At 63.6% G+C, this 21035-nt stretch carries 17 protein-coding genes; all 17 read right to left on the bottom strand.

The genetic code is table 11. The features are described 5' to 3' along the window. Positions 1 to 5 precede the first annotated feature (5 nt). Positions 6 to 971, bottom strand: coding sequence for a galactofuranose ABC transporter, permease protein YjfF (yjfF, locus tag ACSQ25_RS11455; RefSeq protein WP_436105811.1), 966 nt, complete (start codon positions 969 to 971; stop codon positions 6 to 8). Then, a complete protein-coding gene (locus tag ACSQ25_RS11450) occupies positions 968 to 2032 on the bottom strand; it encodes an ABC transporter permease (protein ID WP_436105810.1) in 1065 nt (354 codons plus the stop codon). The genes yjfF and ACSQ25_RS11450 overlap by 4 nt, the downstream gene beginning before the upstream one ends. Continuing rightward, a complete protein-coding gene (locus ACSQ25_RS11445) occupies positions 2029 to 3552 on the bottom strand; it encodes a sugar ABC transporter ATP-binding protein (RefSeq protein ID WP_436105809.1) in 1524 nt (507 codons plus the stop codon). Before ACSQ25_RS11445 ends, ACSQ25_RS11450 begins: the two co-directional genes overlap by 4 nt. Before the next feature lie 7 nt (positions 3553 to 3559). Then, a complete protein-coding gene (locus tag ACSQ25_RS11440; RefSeq protein ID WP_436105808.1) occupies positions 3560 to 4522 on the bottom strand; it encodes an ABC transporter substrate-binding protein in 963 nt (320 codons plus the stop codon). Between the two features lie 94 nt (positions 4523 to 4616). Beyond that, entirely contained in the window at positions 4617 to 4823 is a 207-nt protein-coding gene (locus ACSQ25_RS11435) for a cold-shock protein (RefSeq protein WP_436105807.1), read from the bottom strand. Continuing rightward, the gene (locus ACSQ25_RS11430) at positions 4816 to 5916 is read right to left on the bottom strand and encodes a reverse transcriptase family protein (RefSeq protein ID WP_436105806.1); all 1101 of its coding nucleotides are present in this window, start codon (positions 5914 to 5916) and stop codon (positions 4816 to 4818) included. Before ACSQ25_RS11430 ends, ACSQ25_RS11435 begins: the two co-directional genes overlap by 8 nt. 96 nt (positions 5917 to 6012) lie before the next feature. Further along, positions 6013 to 6216: a hypothetical protein gene (locus ACSQ25_RS11425; protein ID WP_436105805.1), complete on the bottom strand. Its 204-nt coding sequence runs from the start codon at positions 6214 to 6216 to the stop codon at positions 6013 to 6015. 413 nt (positions 6217 to 6629) lie between these two features. After that, entirely contained in the window at positions 6630 to 8975 is a 2346-nt protein-coding gene (locus ACSQ25_RS11420) for a beta-L-arabinofuranosidase domain-containing protein (RefSeq protein ID WP_436105804.1), read from the bottom strand. After that, entirely contained in the window at positions 8972 to 9988 is a 1017-nt protein-coding gene (locus ACSQ25_RS11415) for an arabinan endo-1,5-alpha-L-arabinosidase (RefSeq protein WP_436105803.1), read from the bottom strand. Before ACSQ25_RS11415 ends, ACSQ25_RS11420 begins: the two co-directional genes overlap by 4 nt. A gap of 60 nt (positions 9989 to 10048) precedes the next feature. Continuing rightward, positions 10049 to 11590, bottom strand: a complete 1542-nt coding sequence (locus ACSQ25_RS11410; protein ID WP_436105802.1) for an alpha-N-arabinofuranosidase — start codon at positions 11588 to 11590, stop codon at positions 10049 to 10051. A 25-nt stretch (positions 11591 to 11615) separates the two neighbouring features. Further along, the gene (locus ACSQ25_RS11405; protein ID WP_436105801.1) at positions 11616 to 13535 is read right to left on the bottom strand and encodes a glycoside hydrolase family 97 catalytic domain-containing protein; all 1920 of its coding nucleotides are present in this window, start codon (positions 13533 to 13535) and stop codon (positions 11616 to 11618) included. A 166-nt stretch (positions 13536 to 13701) separates the two neighbouring features. After that, positions 13702 to 14469, bottom strand: a complete 768-nt coding sequence (locus ACSQ25_RS11400) for an SDR family NAD(P)-dependent oxidoreductase (protein ID WP_436105800.1) — start codon at positions 14467 to 14469, stop codon at positions 13702 to 13704. Positions 14470 to 14503: 34 nt separating this feature from the next. After that, on the bottom strand, positions 14504 to 16075 hold the full coding sequence (locus tag ACSQ25_RS11395) for an aldehyde dehydrogenase (NADP(+)) (RefSeq protein WP_436105799.1): 1572 nt from the start codon (positions 16073 to 16075) through the stop codon (positions 14504 to 14506). Beyond that, positions 16072 to 17064 carry an AraD1 family protein gene (araD1, locus tag ACSQ25_RS11390; protein ID WP_436105798.1) on the bottom strand — a complete coding sequence of 331 codons (993 nt, stop codon included), beginning with the start codon at positions 17062 to 17064 and terminating at the stop codon, positions 16072 to 16074. Before araD1 ends, ACSQ25_RS11395 begins: the two co-directional genes overlap by 4 nt. A gap of 154 nt (positions 17065 to 17218) precedes the next feature. Next, the gene (locus ACSQ25_RS11385) at positions 17219 to 18961 is read right to left on the bottom strand and encodes an IlvD/Edd family dehydratase (RefSeq protein WP_436105797.1); all 1743 of its coding nucleotides are present in this window, start codon (positions 18959 to 18961) and stop codon (positions 17219 to 17221) included. A gap of 135 nt (positions 18962 to 19096) precedes the next feature. Further along, a complete protein-coding gene (locus ACSQ25_RS11380; RefSeq protein ID WP_436108059.1) occupies positions 19097 to 19984 on the bottom strand; it encodes an SMP-30/gluconolactonase/LRE family protein in 888 nt (295 codons plus the stop codon). Further along, positions 19981 to 21033 (bottom strand): aldose epimerase family protein, encoded by a 1053-nt coding sequence (locus tag ACSQ25_RS11375; RefSeq protein WP_436105796.1) that lies wholly within the window; start codon positions 21031 to 21033, stop codon positions 19981 to 19983. Before ACSQ25_RS11375 ends, ACSQ25_RS11380 begins: the two co-directional genes overlap by 4 nt. Positions 21034 to 21035: the final 2 nt, after the last annotated feature.

Genomic DNA, 21035 nt, shown 5'->3' with positions numbered 1-21035 from the left:
ATTTATTAGCTGTGCTTCTGGCGGAAGCCCATCAGGCGCTGCACCACGCAGAACACGAACAGCAAGGCCCCGATGACGATCTTGGTCCACCAGGAGCTGAGGGTGCCGTCGAAGGCGATCAGGGTCTGGATGGTGCCGAGCACCAGCACGCCCGACAGCGCCCCAAGCACGTAGCCGTAGCCGCCGGTGAGCAGGGTGCCGCCGATGACGACCGCCGCAATGGCATCCAGTTCGGTGCCCTGGGCGTGCAGGCCATACCCGGACAGCATGTAGAACGAGAACAGCAGGCCGCCCAGGGCCGCGCAGAAGCCGCTGAAGGCGTAGACCAGGACCTTGGTGCGACCCACGGCCAGGCCCATCATCGCGGCCGACTGCTCGTTGCCGCCCACGGCGTAGACGGCACGGCCGAAGGACGAGTAATGCGCCATCCACACGGCGAGCGCCAGCATGCCGATCGCCACCAGCGCGCCGGGCGACAGGAAGCCGCCGAGGAAGGGCAGCTGCGTCTGCGACATCGCGACGAACAGCGGGTCTTCGATGGTGATCGACTCGATGCTGATCAGGTAGCACAGGCCGCGCGCCAGGAACATGCCGGCCAGGGTCACGATGAAGGGCTGCAGGCGGAAGAAGTGGATGATCGCGCCCATCGCGCCGCCGAACAGCGCGCCGCCCAGCAGCACGGCGACGATGACCACCACGGGCGGCCACCCGGCGACCTGCAGCAGCCAGGCCGCGACCATGGTCGCCAATGCCAGCACCGCGCCCACCGACAGGTCGATGCCGCCGGAAAGGATCACGAAACCCATGCCGATGGCCAGCACCAGCAGGAAGGCATTGTCGATCAGGAGGTTGAGCATCACCTGCAGCGACAGGAAGCCGTCGTAGGCCTGGCCGCCGGCCAGCAGCATGGCCAGCAGCAGGACCACGGTTGCCGCCGAGGTGAACCAAGGCGCACTGGTCAGATTCTTCATGCCGCCCTCCTCTTCCACAGCGACTTGAACTGGTCGGATTGCGAGATGCAGACCAGGAAGACCACGACCGACTTGACGACCATGTTGACCTCGGGCGGGACGCCCAGCGAATAGATGGTATAGGTGAGCGTCTGGATGATCAGCGCCCCGATGATGCTCCCGACCAGCGAGAACTTGCCTCCCGCGAGCGAGGTGCCGCCCAGGGTCACCGCCAGGATGGCATCCAGTTCCAGCAGCAGGCCGGCGTTGTTCGCGTCGGCGCTTTTCACGTTGGAGCTGATCATCAGCCCGGCCATGCCGGCGCAGGCCGCACTGAACACGTAGACGAAGACGACCAGGGCCGCGGTGCGGATGCCGGCCAGGCGCGCCGCCACTGGATTGATGCCGACCGCCTGGATGAACAGGCCGAGGGCCGTGTGCCGCAGCAGCAGGCTGGTGACCGCGAACACGGCCACCACGACGAACAGCGCGAACGGCAGTCCCAATAGATAGCCGCTCCCCAGGAAGAAGAAGGGCTGGTAGTAGACGGTGACGATCTGGCCGTCGGTCAGCAGCTGGGCCAGGCCGCGCCCGGCGACCATCAGGATCAGGGTCGCGACGATCGGCTGCAGGCCGAGGCCCGCGACCAGGGCACCGTTCCACAGCCCGCACAGCAGGGCCGCGCCCATGGCGGCCAGCAGCGCCAGCGCCATCGGCGTCTGGGCCACGTACTCGGGCACGCCGTTGTTGATCACCATGGTGCCGCCGATGAGCATCGAGGCGACCGTGCCGGACAGCGCCACCACCGCGCCGACCGAGATGTCGATGCCGCGGGTGGCGATCACCAGGGTCATGCCGATCGCCGCCAGCATCAGGGGCGCGGCGCGGTTGACGATGTCGACCAGGCTGCCGTAAAGGTGGCCGTCCTTGATCTCGAGGCGGAAGAAGCCGGGGATGAGGGCGAAGTCGATCAGCAGCAGCAGGACCAGCGCGGCGATCGGCCGGAACAGCGCGTGCTGGAACACCGAGGGCCGGGCCGGTTGCGCGGGCTGGAGCACCGCTTCCTTCACTGCGGCGTTCATGCGCAGCCCTCCCCGGCGATCACGTGCAGCACCGAGCTGTCGTCCAGCTCACCGCGGCGGTATTCGCCGCAGGCCTTCCGGTCGCGCATGACCACGATGCGGTCGCTCACGCGCAGCACCTCGGGCAGTTCGGACGAGATGAACAGAATCGACATGCCCTTGCGGCACAAGGTGGTAACGTAATCCATGATTTCCTGCTTGGCGCGCACGTCGATGCCGCGCGTCGGTTCGTCGAGGATCATCAGCTTCGGCTCGGTGGCCAGCCAGCGCGCCAGCAAGACCTTCTGCTGGTTGCCGCCCGAGAGCGTGCCGATCGGCGTCTCGATGCTGGCGGTCTTGATCCCCAGTTGTTTTACGTAGTAAGCGGCGAGTTCCTGCTGGCGCCGCATCGGGATCGCACGCAACAGCCCCTGGCGCGCCTGCAGCGCCAGGATCAGGTTTTCACGCACGGACAGGGCCAGGATGGCGCCTTCGTGCTTGCGGTCTTCCGAGCAGAAGCCGATGCCCTCGGCGATCGCGTCGCGCGGGGTCGAGAAGCTGCGGCTGCGGCCGCCGATCTCGATGGCGCCGCTGTCGGCCTTGTCGGCGCCGAACAGCAGGCGGGCAGTCTCGGTGCGGCCGGAGCCAAGCAGGCCGGCCAGGCCGAGCAGTTCTCCCTTGCGGATCTCGAGGTCGACCGGGTTCAGGACGCCCTTGCGCGCCAATGCCTTCGTGCGCAAAAAGGTTTCATTCTGCTCAGCGGCTTGTGCGCACGCACTGCCGCTTTCTTCCTGGGCCTCCGCAGGCGCACCGATCATCTTGTTGACCAGGGCAAGGCGCGACAGCTCGCTGCACAGGTACTCGCCTTCGCGCTCGCCGTTGCGCATCACCGTGATGCGGTCCGAGATCGCGTAAGTCTGGTCAAGGAAGTGGGTGACGAACAGGATCGCCATGCCCTGCTCGCGCAGCGAACGCAGCACCGAGAACAGCAGCTGGACTTCGTTCTCGTCGAGGCTGGAGGTCGGCTCGTCGAGGATCAGGACCTTGGCCGAGATGTTCAGTGCGCGCGCGATCGCCACCATCTGCTGAATGGCGAGCGGATAGCTTGACAAGGGCTGGCTGACGTCGATATCGATCTGCAGGCGCTTCAGCAGTTCGGCGGCCTGGCGGCGCATGCCCCGCCAGTCGATCATGCCGAAGCGGCGCGGATAGCGTCCAATAAAGATGTTCTCGGCGACCGACAGGTTCGGGCACAGGTTCACTTCCTGGTACACCGTGCTGATGCCGAGTTCCTGTGCATCCTGGGTCGACGTTGGCGCGATGGCCCGGCCGTCCAGCATAATGCTGCCGCGCTCCGGGTGGTAGACGCCGGTCAGGACCTTGATCAGGGTCGACTTGCCGGCGCCGTTCTGGCCCATCAGCGTGTGGACTTCGCCGGGGAACAGGCGCAGACCCGCTTCCGACAGCGCCTTCACGCCCGGGAATTGCTTGTGGATGCCGGTCACTTCAAGGACCGGGGCCACCGTGGTCGAGGCGAGCATGGTCGCCTCAGTATTTACGGTTCGGGAATTCCTTGGCCGCGACTTCAGCTGGGAACACACCCTCGTTCACGGTAATCCGCTTCGGCACCGGCTTGCCTGCCTTGACCAGCTGCGCGGTCTGGATCAGCTGCGGCCCGAGCAGCGGGTTGCATTCGACCGTCACGTTGAGCTTACCCTGCAACATGGCCTCGAAAGCCCCGCGCACACCGTCGATCGACACCACCAGGATATCCTTGCCCGGCTTCAGGCCCGCTTCCTCGATGGCCTGGATCGCGCCTATGGCCATGTCGTCGTTGTGCGCATAGAGCACGTTGATGTTCTTGCCTTCGGATTTCAGGAAGGCTTCCATCACCTCTTTACCCTTGGCGCGGGTGAAGTCGCCGGTCTGGGAGCGGATGATCTTCAGCTTCGGGTTGTCCTTGATGACTTCCGCGAAGCCCGCCTTGCGGTCGATGGCCGGCGCCGATCCGACGGTGCCCTGCAGCTCGACGATGTTGTAACTGCGGTTCGGGTTCTTCTTCTGGTGCTCGACCAGCCAGCGCGCGGCGCGGCGGCCCTCTTCCACGAAATCGGAACCGATGAAGCTCACGTACAGCGAAGGATCGCTGACCTTGACGGCGCGGTCGGTTAGGATGACCGGGATCTTGGCGGCTTTCGCCTCGCGCAGCACGGTGTCCCAGCCGGATTCCACGACCGGCGAGAACGCGATCACATCGACACGCTGGGCGATGAAGGAACGGATGGCCTTGACCTGGTTTTCCTGGCGCTGCTGGGCGTCGGCGAACTTCAGGTTGACGCCGGCCTGCCTGGCGGCGCTCTTGATCGAGGCGGTGTTGGCGGTGCGCCATTCACTTTCGGCGCCGACCTGGGAGAAGCCGATGGTGAGCGGTTTGGCGGCGTGGGCGGGGATGGCGGCAGCCAGCGTCAGTGCGGCGGCCGTGCCCAGGAGGGTCCTGCGAGCGATGTTCATCACTATGTCTCCGGTATTGTTGTTTCACAATCGTAAGACAAAGCGAGATACTCAGCCAATCAATTTTTCGCCGATATCGATACCAAATTAGATATCACGACGATATGATTTTGACGTTGCGCGCTCGATGCGCTTTGTCCGGATCCAGATCAAAACTCACAGGCGTTCCTGCGGCGACTGCTGCTCCTTGATACTTGGATTCAACATCAGTCCAGTGGAAAAATAGTTCTTTGCCTTTAACTGGGGTTATAAAGCCGTAGCCTTTTAGTATGTCAAATGTCTTGACTTTCCCGTCATTCATAATAGCTCGCTAGTAGCCTTGTTGGTCGATACAAATCCATTTGCTCAGCAAGTTTTCTCGCCAATCCCCGGTGCGTGCGTCGGATGATATTAATTTTATGTTTGTACCGATAAAACTTCCGAGCATATCCCTCTTCAGATACCTTGTGCGGATGAGCCTTCGCATAATTTGCAAAGTTGCGACAGAGCCAACTAATTTTCTTCACTTTAGCTGGAGCATATATAGGCATCATTGTACGGAGCGCCGTTCTGTACACCAACGACTTAGCAGGATCTAACCTAGAATAGAGTGCCACTTGCCCCGAAGCTTTTCCAAAAGAAGCATGAAATTTTGGGTCAGTTCGATCTACCTCAGCATGCTTTGCTAACGAATATACCAATCCGCCGATTGCCTTGACCTTATTCTTGGGCAGCTTTACCTTTTTGTCCTCCACAAGCAGACCAGTAACAATCGTTTTTTCCCCATGTAACGCGGTGCTAGTAATCTTATACTTCCGCTTAGAGATCTTCAGCTTTTTCTCCGCCAAAAGGGCGGCAATACTATTAAAGACGAAGGTTCTGGTCGAGCCAGCGATATGCGTAAAAGAACTAACGGAGATATCGTCTACAAGTCGTGTGTACCTTAGACCTTTAGCCTCAAGCGTTTTGACTAACTTATACTCGCAGTCGTAAAAAACCAAATTCGCTAAATATGAACTTGTAGGAGCGCCCTGCGGGAGTCCGTCATTCAGCGTAGTAAGTCCAACGAGAATACGACAAACCTCCTCAGGGAAATTGAAGAGATATTTATAAATAGCCTTGATGAAATTAGGCCGAACAGAAGGAAAAAAAGAATCGATATCAAAGGCGATTACTTCTGCTGCATCAACATGATACTGAGCGTTGCGCACAAAATCCCTAGGGTTATGCTCGTCTTTGACTGAACCAAAAAGGTATGAGGGAAAACTACAATTACTAAAGATCCGGCGCACAATCCGCCGCTGTACTATTTTAAGGTCTTTGGCAGGGTCAGAAATTATTCTATTTCCACCGGACTTCTTCGGTATCTCTGTTAGGGAATAGTAGTCCGACGGATTAGCCGCGATGTTACGCAACAGCTTCTCGTCTACATTTAAGGCGTGAGCGAGCTTGGCAACAGAGCCAATCGGAGCACTGCAATACTTAATTTTCATAGAAAAGGTGACGAAGTGTTATGCAGTGAAAATGGTCAGAAGGGTATCCAGGACATCCCTGATCGCATCATTCAAGGCCCAACGAAAAAGCAGTTTAATCAGGCTTTCGCCTACTGCATTTTTAAGCCCCAACATAGCCTGCCACGCGACTTGTTTCGCTTCCGGCGAAACAGCGCGGTTAATACGATTACGTGCAAAGCGGATTACAAGAAACAGATTCATTGGACATTGTCCTTTCAGGTTAATGCCTGCCACAATTAGCAGGCCGTCTGGCCTAAAGTGAATCTATTTGACTATTGGTGAGTAGCAACTATGTTGGGGCTAACTCCGTCACTTTTATCGTCTTACTACAGTCGCAATAAGGGCCGGGCGTGTTTTGATCCGATGGGGCGCGAGCGATTCGCGGCCATTGGATCAAGGCACCCGGTAGAGATATCAAGTGATATCGTCGACCTGTTAAGTCGACGTGGACACCTAGTCATCTCGCACGAAACGTATGCTTTTAAAGAGCGAAAACACGGCAGCAAAGCTTTTTGCTTTGTATTCGAAACATTAATTTAATCAACCTTAGTTGTCAATGCGAAAATACCGATTATGTGGCTTGGATAGATTGGGGCACTTGAGTGATCACTCAGTCAGCGCAACAGGCGAAGCCCGTAGAGCCCACCGGCGACCGAGCCCGGCTTGGCCACGAAGCGCACCGAGACGATTGGCGGCTTCGCTTGCGCAACGGACGCCGGTAGCGGGTAATCGACCGTGTAGAACTCCTGAGCGGCATCGCCAGTGAGTGCCACTTCCGCGAGCAGCACGCCGTTCGCCTCGATATCGAAGCGGCGTCCGGCATCCGACTTGGCAAACGTCAGACGCAACAGCTTCGCCTCCCCTTTCGGGTCCTTCAACTCATAGCTGAACCATTTGCTCGCATGGCGCCAGTGCCGTCCGTCATTCACACCGGCGGCGATGCCCTCGCCCTTGAAGAAGTGGTCCGATTCCGGCTGCTGCTCGCCCGGCGCCACCTGGTCGATGGTGCGGGCGTCCAGCGCCAGCCGGTCCGCTTCACGCGCCGCGTTCTCGGCCTGCATGCGTTCCAGGTTGGCCGGCGTCGAATGCTGCCAGTACATCGTGTAGCGCGAGTCGTGCAGGCGGAAGAAGGGAATGAATTCGGTCGCGCTGCCGGCGGCGCCGTGCACGAGCCCCGGCGCGGTAAAGGTCAGCGCCTTGCCTTTCACTGGCCGGAAGCGGCGCAGGAAGTCCTTCGAATCGCTGACCAGCATCGGTGCCGCCTCCAGCGGACACACCGGCCCACCCGCGATATGTCCCATGCGCGAATCGTCGGCCAGGAAATTCAGCTTCTCGTCACCGAGCATACGGGTCTTCGCGGCCAGCACGACGGGACCATGCAGGACGGCGTAGTAGTTCGACTTGTCCGGCATCTGTTCCAGGCGCGTCGTCATCGGCAGCTGCACGTCGACCCGGTCGCCCTTGCGCCAGGCACGGGCCAGGCTCACATAGCCGCCCGGGGTAGCGTCATGCTTCACCGCCCTGCCATTCACCTTCACCACCATCTTCCCGGCCGCGACCCAGCCCGGATAGCGGATCTTCATCGAAAAGCTGCCGGGAGCGTCAACGGTCAGGCGCGTGCTGCCCTGATCCGGGAAGCGCGTCGCCTGCGTGATCCTCACGCCCTTCTCACGCCAGTGCAGCGTCGAGGGAATGAACAAGTTCACGAACAGCGCATCGCCCTCGTGCGCGTAGATGAATTCGCCGTACTTCGCGTGGCTCTCGATCCCCGAGCCCACGCAGCACCACATGCCCTTGTCGACCTGCGAATACACGCGGTAGTGATTCGGCCGCATCGGCGTGAAGTACACGAAGCCGCCGCCCGGGCGCTGCGAGGACAGGATGTGGTTGTAGAGCGCGCGCTCGTAATAGTCGCCGTAGCTGCCCTTCTGCTCGGACTGGAACAACATGCCGGTCAGCTTCAGCATATTGTAGGTGTTGCAAGTCTCCGGCCCTTCGACCTCGCCGATCATGGAGCCGAAGTTGTTCTCGTCATGGAAGTGCTCCTTGACGCTGTTGCCGCCGATCGCCACCGAGCGGCGGTCGACCACGGTCTGCCAGAAGAAGCGCGCTGCCTCGTCGAGGTCCTGCCTGCCCGTCATGTCGGCGATGCGCTTGAAACCGATCACCTTCGGGATCTGCGTATTCGCGTGCAGGCCGGTCAGCTTGTCCTGCCCTTGCGTCAGTGGCTGCAGCACGGCCTGGTGCGAGAAGCGCAGTGCCAGCTCGAGGTATTTGCGTTCGCCCGTCATCTGCGCCACGTCGGCGAAGATCTCGTTCATGCCGCCATGCTCGCTGCGCAGCATCTGCTGCATCTGCTCTTCGCTCAGGCGCGCCGTCAGGCCCTGCGCCCAATCGGACAAGGCGATCAGCATGCCGCGTGCATCCTCGTTGCCGGCATAGCGGTAGGCATCGCGCAGGCCCGCGTACACCTTGTGCAGGTTATACCAGGGCACCCACTTGCCGTTGACCGAGAAGTTGTCGGCCTCCAGCTTGCCGGCCGCGATGTCGCGCCAAGCCTGGCGTCCGCCGGGGATGCCGCCCAGGTAACCGTCGCCGTTGGCTGCCTGCGCCCGCTTGAGCTCCGCCACGAAATGGTTCAGGCGGCGCAGCACCTCGGCATCGCCGGTCGCGGCGTACATCAGCGCCAGCGCTGACAGGTAATGGCCGCCCATGTGGCCGTCCAGTCCCGTCGACTCCCAGTTGCCGTAGCCCGGCCGGCGCGGTTCCAATCCGGCTTCGCGCAGGAAGGGCGCCAGCAGCCGGTCCGGCTCCATCGCCATCATGTAATTCAGGTCGGTGGTCTGGGCGTCGAGGAAGGGGCCGGGCTTGAGGCGTACGTCGGCCAGCGGAAAGAGCTCGGCCGCCTGTGCCCAGGCACTCAGCACCAGCAGCGTCAGCGCGGCGAGCCGAGGCTTCATGGCAGCCGCACGCTCTGGTAGCGGTTCAGCTCCGCGGAATCGACCGTGGGCCAGCCCTCGCCGTCCCAGGCCATGGGCAGCACCTTCAGCTTCTGCTTGTACTTGTCGGCGGTCTCGTAGGCGTGCAGCACCATGTAGTCCTTGCCGTCGAAGGTGTAGGCGCTGTTGTGGCCCAGTCCGACCCAGTCGCGGTCGCCCTGGATGACGAGCGAGCCGCCGCCCTTGGCCATGTCCACGCCCTTGCGGTCGAGGTAAGGACCGGTCACAAGCTTCGCGCGCCCGACCACCACCTTGTAGGTGCTGTCCTTGCCCTTGCAGCACAGGTCCCAGGAGGCGAACAGGTAGTACCAGCCATTTTTCTTCATGATGAAGGGCGCTTCGATGGCGGCAGGGCCGCCGTGCAGGTCCGGCGTAAAGGCCGGGCGCTCGCGGCGCGCGATGGTGTGCCATTCCTGCGGTTCGGCCAGTTTCGTGCGGCTGGCATCCAGCTTGACCAGCTTGAGACCACTCCAGAAGGAACCGAAGGACATCCATGGCGTACCCTGCTCGTCGTCGATCACGTGCGAGTCGATCGCGTTCCACAGGTCGCGGCCGGGCACCGACTGCAGCACCATGCCCTGGTCTTCCCATTTGTAGTTGGGTGAACGCGGGTCGAGCGTGGTGTTGGTCGTGACGCCGATGCCGGAGGTGTTCAGGCCGAAACCGGATACGGAGTAGTACAGGTAGTACTTGCCCTTGTGCTGGTAAATGTCCGGCGCCCAGATGTGGTCATTGAAGGTCGGCGCCGCCTTTTTGGCCCATGCCGGCTCGCCGGGGAAGACGCGGCCCTCCGGCTTCCACGACTTCATGTCGCTCGAACTGTAGAAGGTGATGCCGGGGCCGGTGCTGAAGAGGTAATACTTGCTGCCCTCTTTCGCCATGACCGGGTCATGGACGTCGACCGGCGCGGCGCAGGCCGGCAGTGTGGTGGCGAGCGCCAGGACGCAGCCGGTGAAACGGGAGACTAAAGACATTGCGAACTCCTGAACAATCGTGATCCCAAGGGTGGGCGGCGGCGCCGCCCACCCTGCGCATTATGCGTCTACCGAGACCACCACGACCGACTTGGCCGGCACCTTGAGCGTCAGCTTGCCGTTGACCGCCTTGGCGCTGTATGGCGCCGGCTTGATCGCCTGCGGCTTGTCGAAGGTGTTGTGCGCGTCCATCGCCTCGGCGGTCAGGACCTGGCCGGTGGCGCCGGAGGCCGCCTGGCCCTTCAGGTCGACGGTCACGTCGCTGGCCTGGCGCGGGTTGGTGTTCACCAGGGCCACGTAGACCTTGCCGTCCTTGCCGCGCGCGCTCGATGCGCTGATGCCCGGGATGCTCTTGTTGTCCACCGAGTAGGCGACGTCGTTGTTGACGGCCGTCGGCAGCGAGGTCGCATCCTGGAACGGGATGTACATCTTGTAGGCGTGGTAGGTCGGCGTCAGCAGCATCTTGTCCTTGTCGGTGATGATCATGGCTTGCAGCACGTTGACCATCTGCGCGATGTTGGTCATGCGGACGCGCTCTGCGTGGGCATGGAAGATGTTGAAGTTCAGGGCCGCCACGACCGCGTCGCGCAGGGTGTTACGCTGGAACAGGAAGCCCGGGTTGGTGCCCGGCTCGACGTCGTACCAGGTGCCCCATTCGTCGACGTAGAAACCGATCTTCTTCTGCGGGTCGTTCTTGTCGAGGATGGCGACGTTGCGGCGGATGTGGCCATCCATGCGCAGGGTTTGCTGCATGGTCGAGAACCATTCCGCTTCCGGGAAGCCGGTCGCGGCGCCCTTTTTCTCCCAGACGCCGGTCGGCAGCGTGTAGAAGTGGAAGCTGATGCCGTCGGTGCCCTTGGCGACTTCCTTGCTCAGCACTTCCGTCCATTTGGTGTCGTCGTCGTTGCCGCCGCTGGCGACCATCTTCGGGCGCGCGTTCGGCGGGGTCTTGAGGAAGGTGGCGTAGTGGTTGTACAGCTGCGCGTAGTATTCCGGCTTCATGTTGCCGCCGCAGCCCCAGGCTTCGTTGCCGATGCCGAAATAGGCCACCTTGAACGGTTCCTTGCGGCCGTTCTTGCGGCGCTGCTCGGCCAGCGTCGACTTGGTGTCCGAGGTCATGTACTCGAGCCACTCGGCCATCTCCTGCGGGGTGCCGGAGCCGAGGTTGCCGTTGACGTAGGCTTCGGTGTCCAGGATGTCGACCAGGTCGAAGAATTCGTGGGTGCCGACCGCGTTGTCCTCGGCCACGCCGCCCCAGTGGGTATTGACCTTCACCGGGCGCTTGTTACGGTCGCCGATGCCGTCGCGCCAGTGGTATTCGTCGGCGAAGCAGCCGCCCGGCCAGCGCACCAGCGGCACCTTCAGCTCCTTCAGGGCGCCGACCACGTCGTTGCGCCAGCCGCGGGTGTTCGGGATCTTCGATTTCGGGCCGACCCACAGGCCTTCGTAGATGCCGGTGCCGAGGTGTTCGGCGAACTGGCCGTAGACGTTCTTGTTGATGACCGGACCGGGCTTGGTGGCGTCGATGGTGACGTTCACCTGGGCGAAGGCCGGGGCGGCAAGGATGCTGAGCGCGAGGATGGTCGGCTTGAATACGTTCACTGCTGTCTCCTGGTTGGATGGATTCTTATTTGAATACGGCGACGAAGCCGCCGTGTGCTTTGATACTGATCTGGTGCTTGCCGCCCTTGAATGAGGACTGGCTGAATTCGCGCTCGCCCTTGCCGTCGGTGATGAGCGTGCCCTCGCCTTGACCGATGAAGGACAGGTCGAGTTCGAGCGGCTTGTCGGCATCGTCGGCGTTCAGGCCGGCGACGTACCACGCCTTGCCGGCCCTGCGCGCGATCACGACGTGGCGTCCGGGATAGCCGTCGACGAAGCGGGTCTCGTCCCAGCTGCGCGGCAGCTCCTGCAGGAAGCCCTTCACGTAGGCGGGCGCGGTGGCCATGCCTTCCGGCGTCTCGGCGAAGTGCTGGATTCCGGAAAGGAACAGCACCGACTCGGCCAGCTCGAAGCCATTACGGGTCTTGCGCTGGATCTTGGGGATGTCGCCGAACACGGTGGGCGTGAAATCCATCGGGTCGAACAGGTTGCGGGTGAAGGGCAGCATGGCTGCGTGGCGTGGCACCGCATCCTGGTCGGCCTGGAAAAAGGTCGTGAACTCGAAGCCGCGCACCGCCTCGGCGCTCATCAGGTTGGGATAGGTGCGCGACCAGCCGCGCGGCAGCGTGGCGCCGTGGAAGTTCACCAGCAGGCCGGCCTTGGCGGCATCGTTCAGGATGTCGACGTAATAGGCGATCATCGACTGGCCATCACCGGCAAAGAAGTCGATCTTGACGCCCTTGATGCCCATCTCGCGCAGTTTCGCAAATTCCCGGACGCGCGCGTCGCGGGTCAGGAGCGCGCCTTTCGGGCTGTATTCGGTCTTGTTCCAGGCGCCGGATGAGTTGTACCAGACCAGGATGCCGACGTTCTTCCTGGCGCCGTACGCGACCAGCTCGCGCATTTTCGCGTCGCCGATCTTGCGGTCCCAGTCGGCGTCCACCAGCGTATAGTCCCAGCGCATGTCGGCGGCGTGGTCGACGAACTTCTTCTGCACGTCGAAGACCGTACCGTCGTCCTTCAGCAGCGCCCAGCTCCACGATGCGTGGCCGGGCTGCAGGCGCGTCTTGTCGAAGGCGATCGCCGGTGCGGCCAGGTCGGTGCCCAGGGTCGATTCGACGATGGTGCGCAGCGATCCCAGGGCAATGATGCGCCAGGGCGTCACCAGTTCTCCCTTCGCCTCGGCCAGCAGCGCGCCGCCGGTGAAGACTTCCGCTGCGGCCGGCGGGGCCAGGCGGTAGCGGCCGTCCGGTGACGCGGCGTCGAGGCGGGAGGCGTGGAAGCTGCCGTCCATGTTCGCCTCGGTCAGCGCGACCCAGGTGTCGCCGCTGCGGAACAGCGCCGGGAAGACCCAGCCCGCGGGTGTCGGTGCTTTCGTACCGACGGCGATTTCGCGCTGATAGTGCTCTTCGTAGGCCGGATTGGTATTCATCCAGCCGGTCTGGGCGACCGACATCGGCTGCAGCCAGGCCCTGGCGGATTTGTCGAAATTAAAACCAGTCAGCTCGGCGACGAAGCGCTTGCGCGGCAGCGAAGGCTCGCGGACCAGGTAACGGAAGGCGACACCGTCGTTCGATACCCGGAAAGCGATATCCATGGCCTGGCCCTGGGCGTTGCGGACGGTGTAAACCTGCTCGTTGGCGGCGTAGCTGATGTGGCGCTTCTTGCCGGCGGCGAGTTCGTAGCTGTCGCGAACAGGTCTTACCGGCGAGGTGCTTGCGATCGCAAGCTTGGTCACCAGGTCGGAGCCCTGCAGTTTCAGGCCAAGCGGGGACGGGAGGATGACGGGTGTGCCGTCGCGTGCGACGGAATAGCTGAGCGCACCGGATGGGGCGGCGGTGACGGTCACCGAAATGTGGCCGTCGGGGCTGGTCAGCGCGGCAGCATGCACCTGGGTGCTGAAGATGGCGGCGAGCGCCAGAGTCGTGCGAGTCAAGGCGGTCATAACAAATCCTGTTAGCTGTCGTAGCCGCCACTGGCGGCTACGACTTCCGGCGCAGGCCGGAACCCAAGTTCGTGGCGGACCAACGGACTTGGATCCCGGCCTGCGCCGGGATGACGTGCTCAAGTTGGAGGTGAAAAGAAACGTGGCGGCGTTCAGGAGCCGATGATCACGTCCAACCCGCGTCAACCACGAAATCCTGCGCCGTGCACATCTTGCTGTCCTCGGCGCCGAGGAACAGCACCATGGCCGCGATATCGTCCGGCATGAGCTTGCCCGGCAGGCACTGGGCCTTCTTGATCTCCGCTTCGGCCGCCTCGTCGACCCACAGGTCGATCTGGCGCTGGGTCATGACCCAGCCCGGGGTAACGGTGTTCACGCGCACGCCGAAGGGGCCGAGGTCGCGCGCCAGGCTGCGGGTCAGGCCGATCACGGCTGCCTTGGTGGTGGCATAGACCGGATAGCCGGCGCCCTTGGCATGCCAGGACATCGACGAGAAGTTGATGATGGAGCCGCCACCCTTCTTCTTCATGCCCGGCAGGACTGCCTGCGCGGTGAAGAACATCGGGCGCTGGTTGATGGCGATGCGTTCGTCCCAGTAGTCGAGCGAAACCTTCTCGATGTCGTGGCGCTGGTCGTTGGCCGCGTTATTGACCAGCACCTCGAAGTCGCCCAGCTGTTCCGCCAGCTCGGCCATCGTGCGCTGCAGCGCGGGGATGTCGGTGATGTCGCAGTAGCGGAACACCGGCGCCGCGTGCCCGGCATTGGCCAGGCTGGCGCACAGCGTCTCGCTGGCTTCCCTTGCAATATCGACAAAGGCCACCACCGCGCCCTGCTCCACGAATGCGCGCACGATCGCTTCACCGATGCCGGTGCCGCCGCCCGTCACGAATACCCGCCTGCCCTGCAGGCTGGGATACCTTGCCAACTTGTTCATACCTGTCTCCATCCGTTCTTATTGTGATGCCCGCTTATTCTTTGGTCAATGCACCGTCTTTGCGGCGCCAGATCCCAAGCGGATTCCCGTCGCGCAGGGCCGCGGGCAGGAGGCGCTGCGGCAGATTCTGGTAGCAGACCGGACGCAGGAAGCGTTCGATCGCAGCGGTGCCGACCGAAGTGCTGCGCCCGTCCGCCGTGGCCGGGAACGGGCCGCCGTGCACCATCGCACTCGACACCTCGACACCGGTCGGGAAGCCATTGGCCAGGATGCGGCCGACCTTGCGCTCCAGCGCCGGCAGCAGCAGCTCGGCCGCATCGTAGTCGGCCGGATCGATCTGCAGCGTGGCGGTGAGCTGTCCTTCCAGCAGTTCGGTCACCTGACGCAGCTCGCCCACGTCCTTGCACACCACCAGCACCGATGCGGGACCGAAGACCTCGGCATGCAGCTCATGGCGCGTCAGGAAGTGCTCGGCGCTGGTGCGGAACAAGGCCGCGCCGCCCTTGCCTTCCTCGTGCTCGATGCGGGCCAGGGTAGTGACCGTCTCGTGCCCGTGCAGGGTGTCGACGCTCTTGCGGTAGCTTTCCGCGATACCCTGGGTCAGCATGACGCCCGCCTGCGTTTCCGCCAGCGCCTGGCTGGCGGCCGCGCAGAATTGCTCCAGTCCCGGACCGTCCACCGCGAGCACCAGGCCGGGGTTGGTGCAGAACTGCCCCACGCCCATGGTCAGCGAGGCGGCAAAGCCCTTACCGATTTCAGTGGCGCGGGTGGCCAGGGCCTGCGGCATGATGAACAGCGGGTTAATGCTGCTCATTTCCGCATACACGGGAATCGGCTGCTTGCGCGCCGCGGCCACCGCCATCAGGGCGGTGCCGCCCGAACGCGAACCGGTGAAGCCGACCGCCTGGATGGCGGGATGCCCGACCAGGGCCTGGCCGATGCCGTTGCCGGTGCCGGTCAGCAGCGCGAACACGCCTGCCGGCAGGCCGCACAGCTGCACGGCCTTGACGACCGCGCGCGCCACCAGTTCCGAGGTGCCGGGATGCGCCGAGTGGGCTTTCAAGACCACCGGGCAGCCGGCTGCAAAGGCGGAGGCCGTGTCGCCACCCGCCACCGAGAAGGCCAGCGGGAAGTTCGAGGCGGCGAACACGGCCACCGGGCCGACGCCGATCAGCTTGTAGCGCAGGTCGGGACGCGGCGGGGTGCGTTCCGGCAGCGGCGTGTCCATGCGGGCGTCAACCCACGATCCTTCGCGCAGCAGCTCGGCGAACATGCGCAGCTGGCCGCAGGTGCGTCCGCGTTCGCCTTCCAGGCGTGCGCGCGGCAGGCCGGATTCGGCCATCGCGCGCTCGATCAGTTCATCGCCCAGCGCCAGGATCTGCTCGGCCACCGTGTCCAGGAACTGCGCGCGCTGCTGGTCGCTGGTCTTGCGGAAGATGTCGAAGGCTTCGCCCGCCAAGGTGCAGGCGCGGTCGATCTGGTCCGGGCTGACCATGTGGAAGCTGGGCTCCAGGTAGTCGCGCCGGGTCGGATCCCAGGCCTTGAAGGAGCCTGCGGCGCCGCGCTCGTGGACGCCGCCGATGATGGCTTCGCCGCTGATGTTCATAGTGCCTTCACCTGTGCGAACGGTGCGGCGTGAACGGCCAGGCGGTTGCGCAGGGCCGGACCGAACTGCGGCGACTCGACCTCGAAGGTCTCGCCGGCCTGGACCGATACGTTATCGGCAAAGCTCAGCGTGGCGGTGCCGAAGAAGTGGATGTGCACGTCGCCCGGGCGGTTGAACAGGCCGTACTTGAAGTGGTGGTATTCGAGGTTGCCGATGGTGTGCGACATGTTCTGCTCGCCGCTCACGAAGGCCTTCTCCCAGCGCACTTTGCCGTCCTGGTCGAGGATGCGCGAGACGCCGGCCACGTGGCTCGGCAGCTCGCCCACCAGCAGCGCCGGGCCGAGGCCGCAGTTGCGCAGCTTCGAGTGGGCCAGGTAGAGGTAGTTCTGGCGTTCGGTAACGTGGTCCGAGAACTCGTTGCCGATGGCGAAACCGAGGCGATAAGGCTGGCCGTCGTTGCCGATCACGTAGAGGCCGGCGATCTCCGGCTCTTCCCCGCCGTCGAGCGAGAATTCAGGCATGTCGATGTCCTGGCCGGTGGCGCGCACGGTCGAGCCGTCGCCCTTGTAGAACCATTCCGGCTGCACGCCGGCGGTTCCCGGAGCAGGCTTGCCGCCTTCGACGCCCATGCGGAACATCTTCATCGAGTCGCTCAAGGAGTCCACGTCGCCGCCGATCTTCTTGTGCATGGCATCGCGGGTGTCGGCGCTGCCCAGGTGGGTCAGGCCGGTGCCGGTGACGTAGCAGTGGGCGGCGTCCGGGTGGTCGAGCGGCGGCAGGATGCGGTCGGCCGCGGCGACGTCGTCATAGTTGTACTGTTCCTGGCTGGCGGCGCTGTCCGCCAGCTGGGCCAGGCCGGTGCCGGCAGCGATGGCGGCGCGGGCCAGGTCGAGCGTCGTGGCATAGCCGTTGACGACGCGGATGATGTTGTCGTGCAGGATGCCGATGCGGCGTTCCTGCGATTCGGTGATGAATTGTACGAGCAGCATGGCCCGGTCTCCCAATATTGGTGTTGTTGACGATGCAAGTGTTCGAGTAGTGGTTGAACGCGCGGACGGCAAAGCCGTCCACCCTACGTAGGGTGGGCGGGGGAAAACAGTCCAGTGGACTGTTTTCCCGCCCGCGCGTTCAACTCACAGCAGATCAGTGAGAATGCTTGGGAACGGCCGACCCACGGCAACCGACCAGGAAGTCGAAATCGCAGCCTTCGTCGGCCTGCAGCACGTGGTCCAGATAGAGGCGCTGGTAGCCGCTGTGCTGTACCGGCTTGCTCTTTTCGGCGCGGTCGGCCAGGCGCTTGCGGATCTCTTCGTCCGACAGCTCGAGGTTCAGGCCACCGCCAGCGCAGTCCAGCTGGATCCAGTCGCCATCCTGCACGATGCCGAGCGGGCCGCCGGCCATCGCTTCCGGCGCCACGTGCAGCACGACGGTGCCGTAGGCCGTGCCGCTCATGCGGGCGTCCGAGATGCGCACCATGTCGGTGATACCCTGGGCCAGCAGCTTGGGCGGCAGGCCCATGTTGCCGACTTCGGCCATGCCCGGGTAGCCCTTGGGGCCGCAGTTCTTCATCACCAGGATGGAATTCGCGTCCACGTCCAGGTCCGGATCGACGATGCGCTGCTTGTAGTGGTCGAAGTCTTCGAACACGACGGCGCGGCCGCGGTGCTGCATCAGGTGCGGAGAAGCCGCCGAGGGCTTGAGCACGGCGCCGCGCGGCGCCAGGTTGCCGCGCAGGATGCGGATGCCGCCGTCAGCGATCAGCGGGGTATCCAGCTGGCGGATCACTTCGTCGTTGTAGATCGGCGCGTCCTGGCAGTTCTCCCACAGGGTCTTGCCGTTGACGGTGAGCGCGTCCTTGTGCTTCAGCAGGCCGCCCTCGCCCAGGCGGCGGATCACGCCCGGCAGGCCGCCGGCATAGTAGAACTCCTCCATCAGGTATTTACCGGATGGGAGCAGGTCGACGATGGTCGGGGTGCCCTTGCCGATCGAGGTCCAGTCTTCCAGCTCGAGCGGCACGCCCATGCGCCCGGCGATCGCCTTCAGGTGGATCACGGCATTGGTCGAACCACCGATGGCGGCGTTCACGCGGATGGCGTTCTCGAAGTTCTCGCGCTTGAGGATTTTCGACAGCTTCAGGTCTTCATGCACCATCTCGACGATGCGGATGCCGGACATATGGGCCAGCACGTAGCGGCGCGCATCCACGGCCGGAATCGCCGCATTGTGCGGCAGCGAGGTGCCCAGCGACTCGGCCATGCAGGCCATCGTGGATGCAGTACCCATGGTGTTGCAGGTGCCGGCCGAGCGCGAGTGGCCGGCTTCGGCGGCCAAGAAATCGTGCATGGTGATCTGGCCACCCTTGGCCTGCTCGTGCAACTGCCAGACGGCGGTGCCGGAGCCGATGTCCTTGCCGTTCAGCTTACCGTTCAGCATCGGGCCGCCGGTGACGACGATGGTCGGCAGGTCGACGCTGGCCGCGCCCATCAAGAGGGCCGGGGTGGTCTTGTCGCAGCCCACCAGCAGGACCACCGCGTCCATCGGATTGCCGCGGATGGATTCTTCGACGTCCATGCTGGCCAGGTTACGGGTCAGCATCGCGGTCGGGCGCAGGTTCGATTCGCCGTTCGAGAACACCGGGAACTCGACCGGGAAGCCGCCGGCTTCCAGGATACCGCGCTTGACGTGTTCGGCCAGCTTGCGGAAGTGGGCGTTGCAGGGGGTCAGTTCGGACCAGGTGTTGCAGATGCCAATGATCGGCTTGCCCTGGAATTCATGGTCTGGGATACCCTGGTTCTTCATCCAGCTCCGGTACATGAAGCCGTTCTTGTCCTGGGTCCCGAACCACGCCGCAGAGCGCAGCGTGGTCTTTTTCTTCGTCTCGGACATCCAATCCTCCTCGTTATTTCCGCCACGGGGAGCTGTGCGCTCCCTCTCATGTCGTGTTGTTCAGCGATGAGGAAGTCTAGAATGCCGCCAGATATCTTTCCAATCAAATATTTCGCGATATCGATATCGAAAATGTTATCTGAGCACGCCCAGAAACCGGGATTCCGGCAGCCCGCGCACGTCGAGCGCCTGCTTGAACAGCGCGCCCGACAGCGGCGCCGCAGCGCGGTCGCCAGCCGTCATGCCGAGCCAGGCACTGGTCACATACAGAGTGGACAGGTCGGGCCCGGCGAACGCGGGGCAGCTCGGTTGCGGCGCAGCGAGCGCCAGTACCCGGTCCAGGCTTCCGTCCGGGGCGAAGCGCATCACCTGCCCTGCTCCCCAGCGCGTCGTCCACAGGTAGCCATCGGCGTCGCTGCAGGATCCATCCGGTTCGCCCGGCGCGGCATCGGCCGGCACGAACAGGTGCGAAGCCCCGACCGTGCCGCTGCAGGGGTTGTAGTCGCAATAGCGGATCTCGCGCGTGGCCGAATCGGCATAGTACATCCGGCGGCCGTCGGGACTGAAGCAGATGCTGTTGGCGATCGCCGCGTTCCCGATCGGCAGGCGCTCGAGCGTGAGGTCGAGGTTCAGGCGGTAGAAGCCGCCCAGGGCGCGTTTCGGGCTCTCTTCCTGGTTGAACATGCCGAATACGAAGCGCCCCTGGCGGTCGCAGCGTCCGTCGTTCAAACGGGTGGCCGGAATATCGGATTCGACCTCAAGGATGCGCTTCACCACCCCGGTCGAGAAGCTGAAGTAGGCCAGGCCGCTCGCAAGCCCCAGCAGCAGGCGATCGTCGCTGCCCGTCAGTGCGAAGGAACACAGGCGTTCGGGCATGCGCCAGCTCATGCTGCGGCCGCTGGACGGCGAATACGACCACAATTCCGCTGCCGGGATGTCGGTCCACAGCAGGCGGCCGGTGCGTTCGCACCACAGCACGCATTCGCCCAGCTCGTGCCGGTTGTCGAGTAAATGTTCCATCAGGCCTCCTGGACCGACAGGCGGAAACGCGATTCGGTCTCGTATACCTGTCCCGGACGCAGGATCACGTTCGGGAAGCGCGGCCGGTTCGGCGAATCCGGGAAGTGCTGCGGTTCCAGGCAGAAGCCGCTGCGGTGTCCGTAGCTCCGGCCTTTTCCCGAGAGCGAGCCGTCGAGGAAGTTCCCGCTGTAGAACTGCAGGCCGGGCTCCTCGGTGAACAGTTCCAGCACCCTGCCCGAGCCGGGGTCGACGACGTGGGCCGCGCGCGTCATCTCCTTGCCGTTCGGCTTGTTGAGGACGAAGTTGTGGTCGTAGCCGCGGCCGTGGCGCAGCTGCTTGTCCGGCTGGCCGACCCGCTCGCCGATGGGGCGCGGGGTGCGGAAATCAAAAGGCGTGCCGGTGACCGGCGACAGCGTCCCCAAGGGGATCGAGGCGGCATCGATGCCGACGAAGGTGTCGGCATCGATCGTCAGCTGATGGTTCAGGATGTCGCCCTCGCCCGCCAAATTGAAGTAGCTGTGCTGGGTCAGGTTGACCGGGGTCGGCTGGTCGGTCACGGCATGGAAGCGCAGCACCAGTTCATTCTCGTCATTCAGCAGGTAGCTCACGGTGACGTCGAGGTTGCCGGGATAGCCCTCTTCGCCGTCCACGCTGCGGTAAACCAGCTGCAGGCTGTCGCCTGCCACGCTGGCCTGCCACTTGCGCTTGTGGAAGCCGCCCGGCCCGCCGTGCAGGTGCTTGTCGCCGTCGTTCGCCGGCAGGACGTACTCACGGCCGTCCAGGGTGAAGCGGGCATTGGCGATGCGGTTGCCGTAGCGGCCGATCAGGGCGCCGAAATAAGGGTGATCGCCCTCATACGGTGCGAGCGTGTCGAAGCCCAGTACCACGTCGGCCAGGCGGCCGTCGCGGTCGGGCGCGTGCAGCTCGGTGATGATGCCGCCGAAATCGATGATCTTCGCCACCAGGCCGTTCGCATTGCTCAGCGTGAACTGGGTGATGGCGTCGCCGTTCGCCAGCTGGCCGAAGGGCGCTTGCGTGATGGGGTTTGGCACCG

The organism is Massilia sp. LjRoot122 (assembly GCF_964252725.1).
GTDB lineage: Bacteria > Pseudomonadota > Gammaproteobacteria > Burkholderiales > Burkholderiaceae_D > Telluria.
Note: the sequence above shows the minus strand (reverse complement) of the source record. Positions and strands in the feature narration are given on the sequence as shown.

What these genes read in the sequence shown, in the direction of transcription:
- yjfF (WP_436105811.1), bottom strand. Translation starts at nt 971, where the DNA reads ATGAAGAATCTGACCAGTGCGCCTTGGTTCACCTCGGCGGCAACCGTG.
- ACSQ25_RS11450 (WP_436105810.1), bottom strand. Translation starts at nt 2,032, where the DNA reads ATGAACGCCGCAGTGAAGGAAGCGGTGCTCCAGCCCGCGCAACCGGCC.
- ACSQ25_RS11445 (WP_436105809.1), bottom strand. Translation starts at nt 3,552, where the DNA reads ATGCTCGCCTCGACCACGGTGGCCCCGGTCCTTGAAGTGACCGGCATC.
- ACSQ25_RS11440 (WP_436105808.1), bottom strand. Translation starts at nt 4,522, where the DNA reads ATGAACATCGCTCGCAGGACCCTCCTGGGCACGGCCGCCGCACTGACG.
- ACSQ25_RS11435 (WP_436105807.1), bottom strand. Translation starts at nt 4,823, where the DNA reads ATGAATGACGGGAAAGTCAAGACATTTGACATACTAAAAGGCTACGGC.
- ACSQ25_RS11425 (WP_436105805.1), bottom strand. Translation starts at nt 6,216, where the DNA reads ATGAATCTGTTTCTTGTAATCCGCTTTGCACGTAATCGTATTAACCGC.
- ACSQ25_RS11420 (WP_436105804.1), bottom strand. Translation starts at nt 8,975, where the DNA reads ATGAAGCCTCGGCTCGCCGCGCTGACGCTGCTGGTGCTGAGTGCCTGG.
- ACSQ25_RS11415 (WP_436105803.1), bottom strand. Translation starts at nt 9,988, where the DNA reads ATGTCTTTAGTCTCCCGTTTCACCGGCTGCGTCCTGGCGCTCGCCACC.
- ACSQ25_RS11405 (WP_436105801.1), bottom strand. Translation starts at nt 13,535, where the DNA reads ATGACCGCCTTGACTCGCACGACTCTGGCGCTCGCCGCCATCTTCAGC.
- ACSQ25_RS11400 (WP_436105800.1), bottom strand. Translation starts at nt 14,469, where the DNA reads ATGAACAAGTTGGCAAGGTATCCCAGCCTGCAGGGCAGGCGGGTATTC.
- ACSQ25_RS11395 (WP_436105799.1), bottom strand. Translation starts at nt 16,075, where the DNA reads ATGAACATCAGCGGCGAAGCCATCATCGGCGGCGTCCACGAGCGCGGC.
- araD1 (WP_436105798.1), bottom strand. Translation starts at nt 17,064, where the DNA reads ATGCTGCTCGTACAATTCATCACCGAATCGCAGGAACGCCGCATCGGC.
- ACSQ25_RS11385 (WP_436105797.1), bottom strand. Translation starts at nt 18,961, where the DNA reads ATGTCCGAGACGAAGAAAAAGACCACGCTGCGCTCTGCGGCGTGGTTC.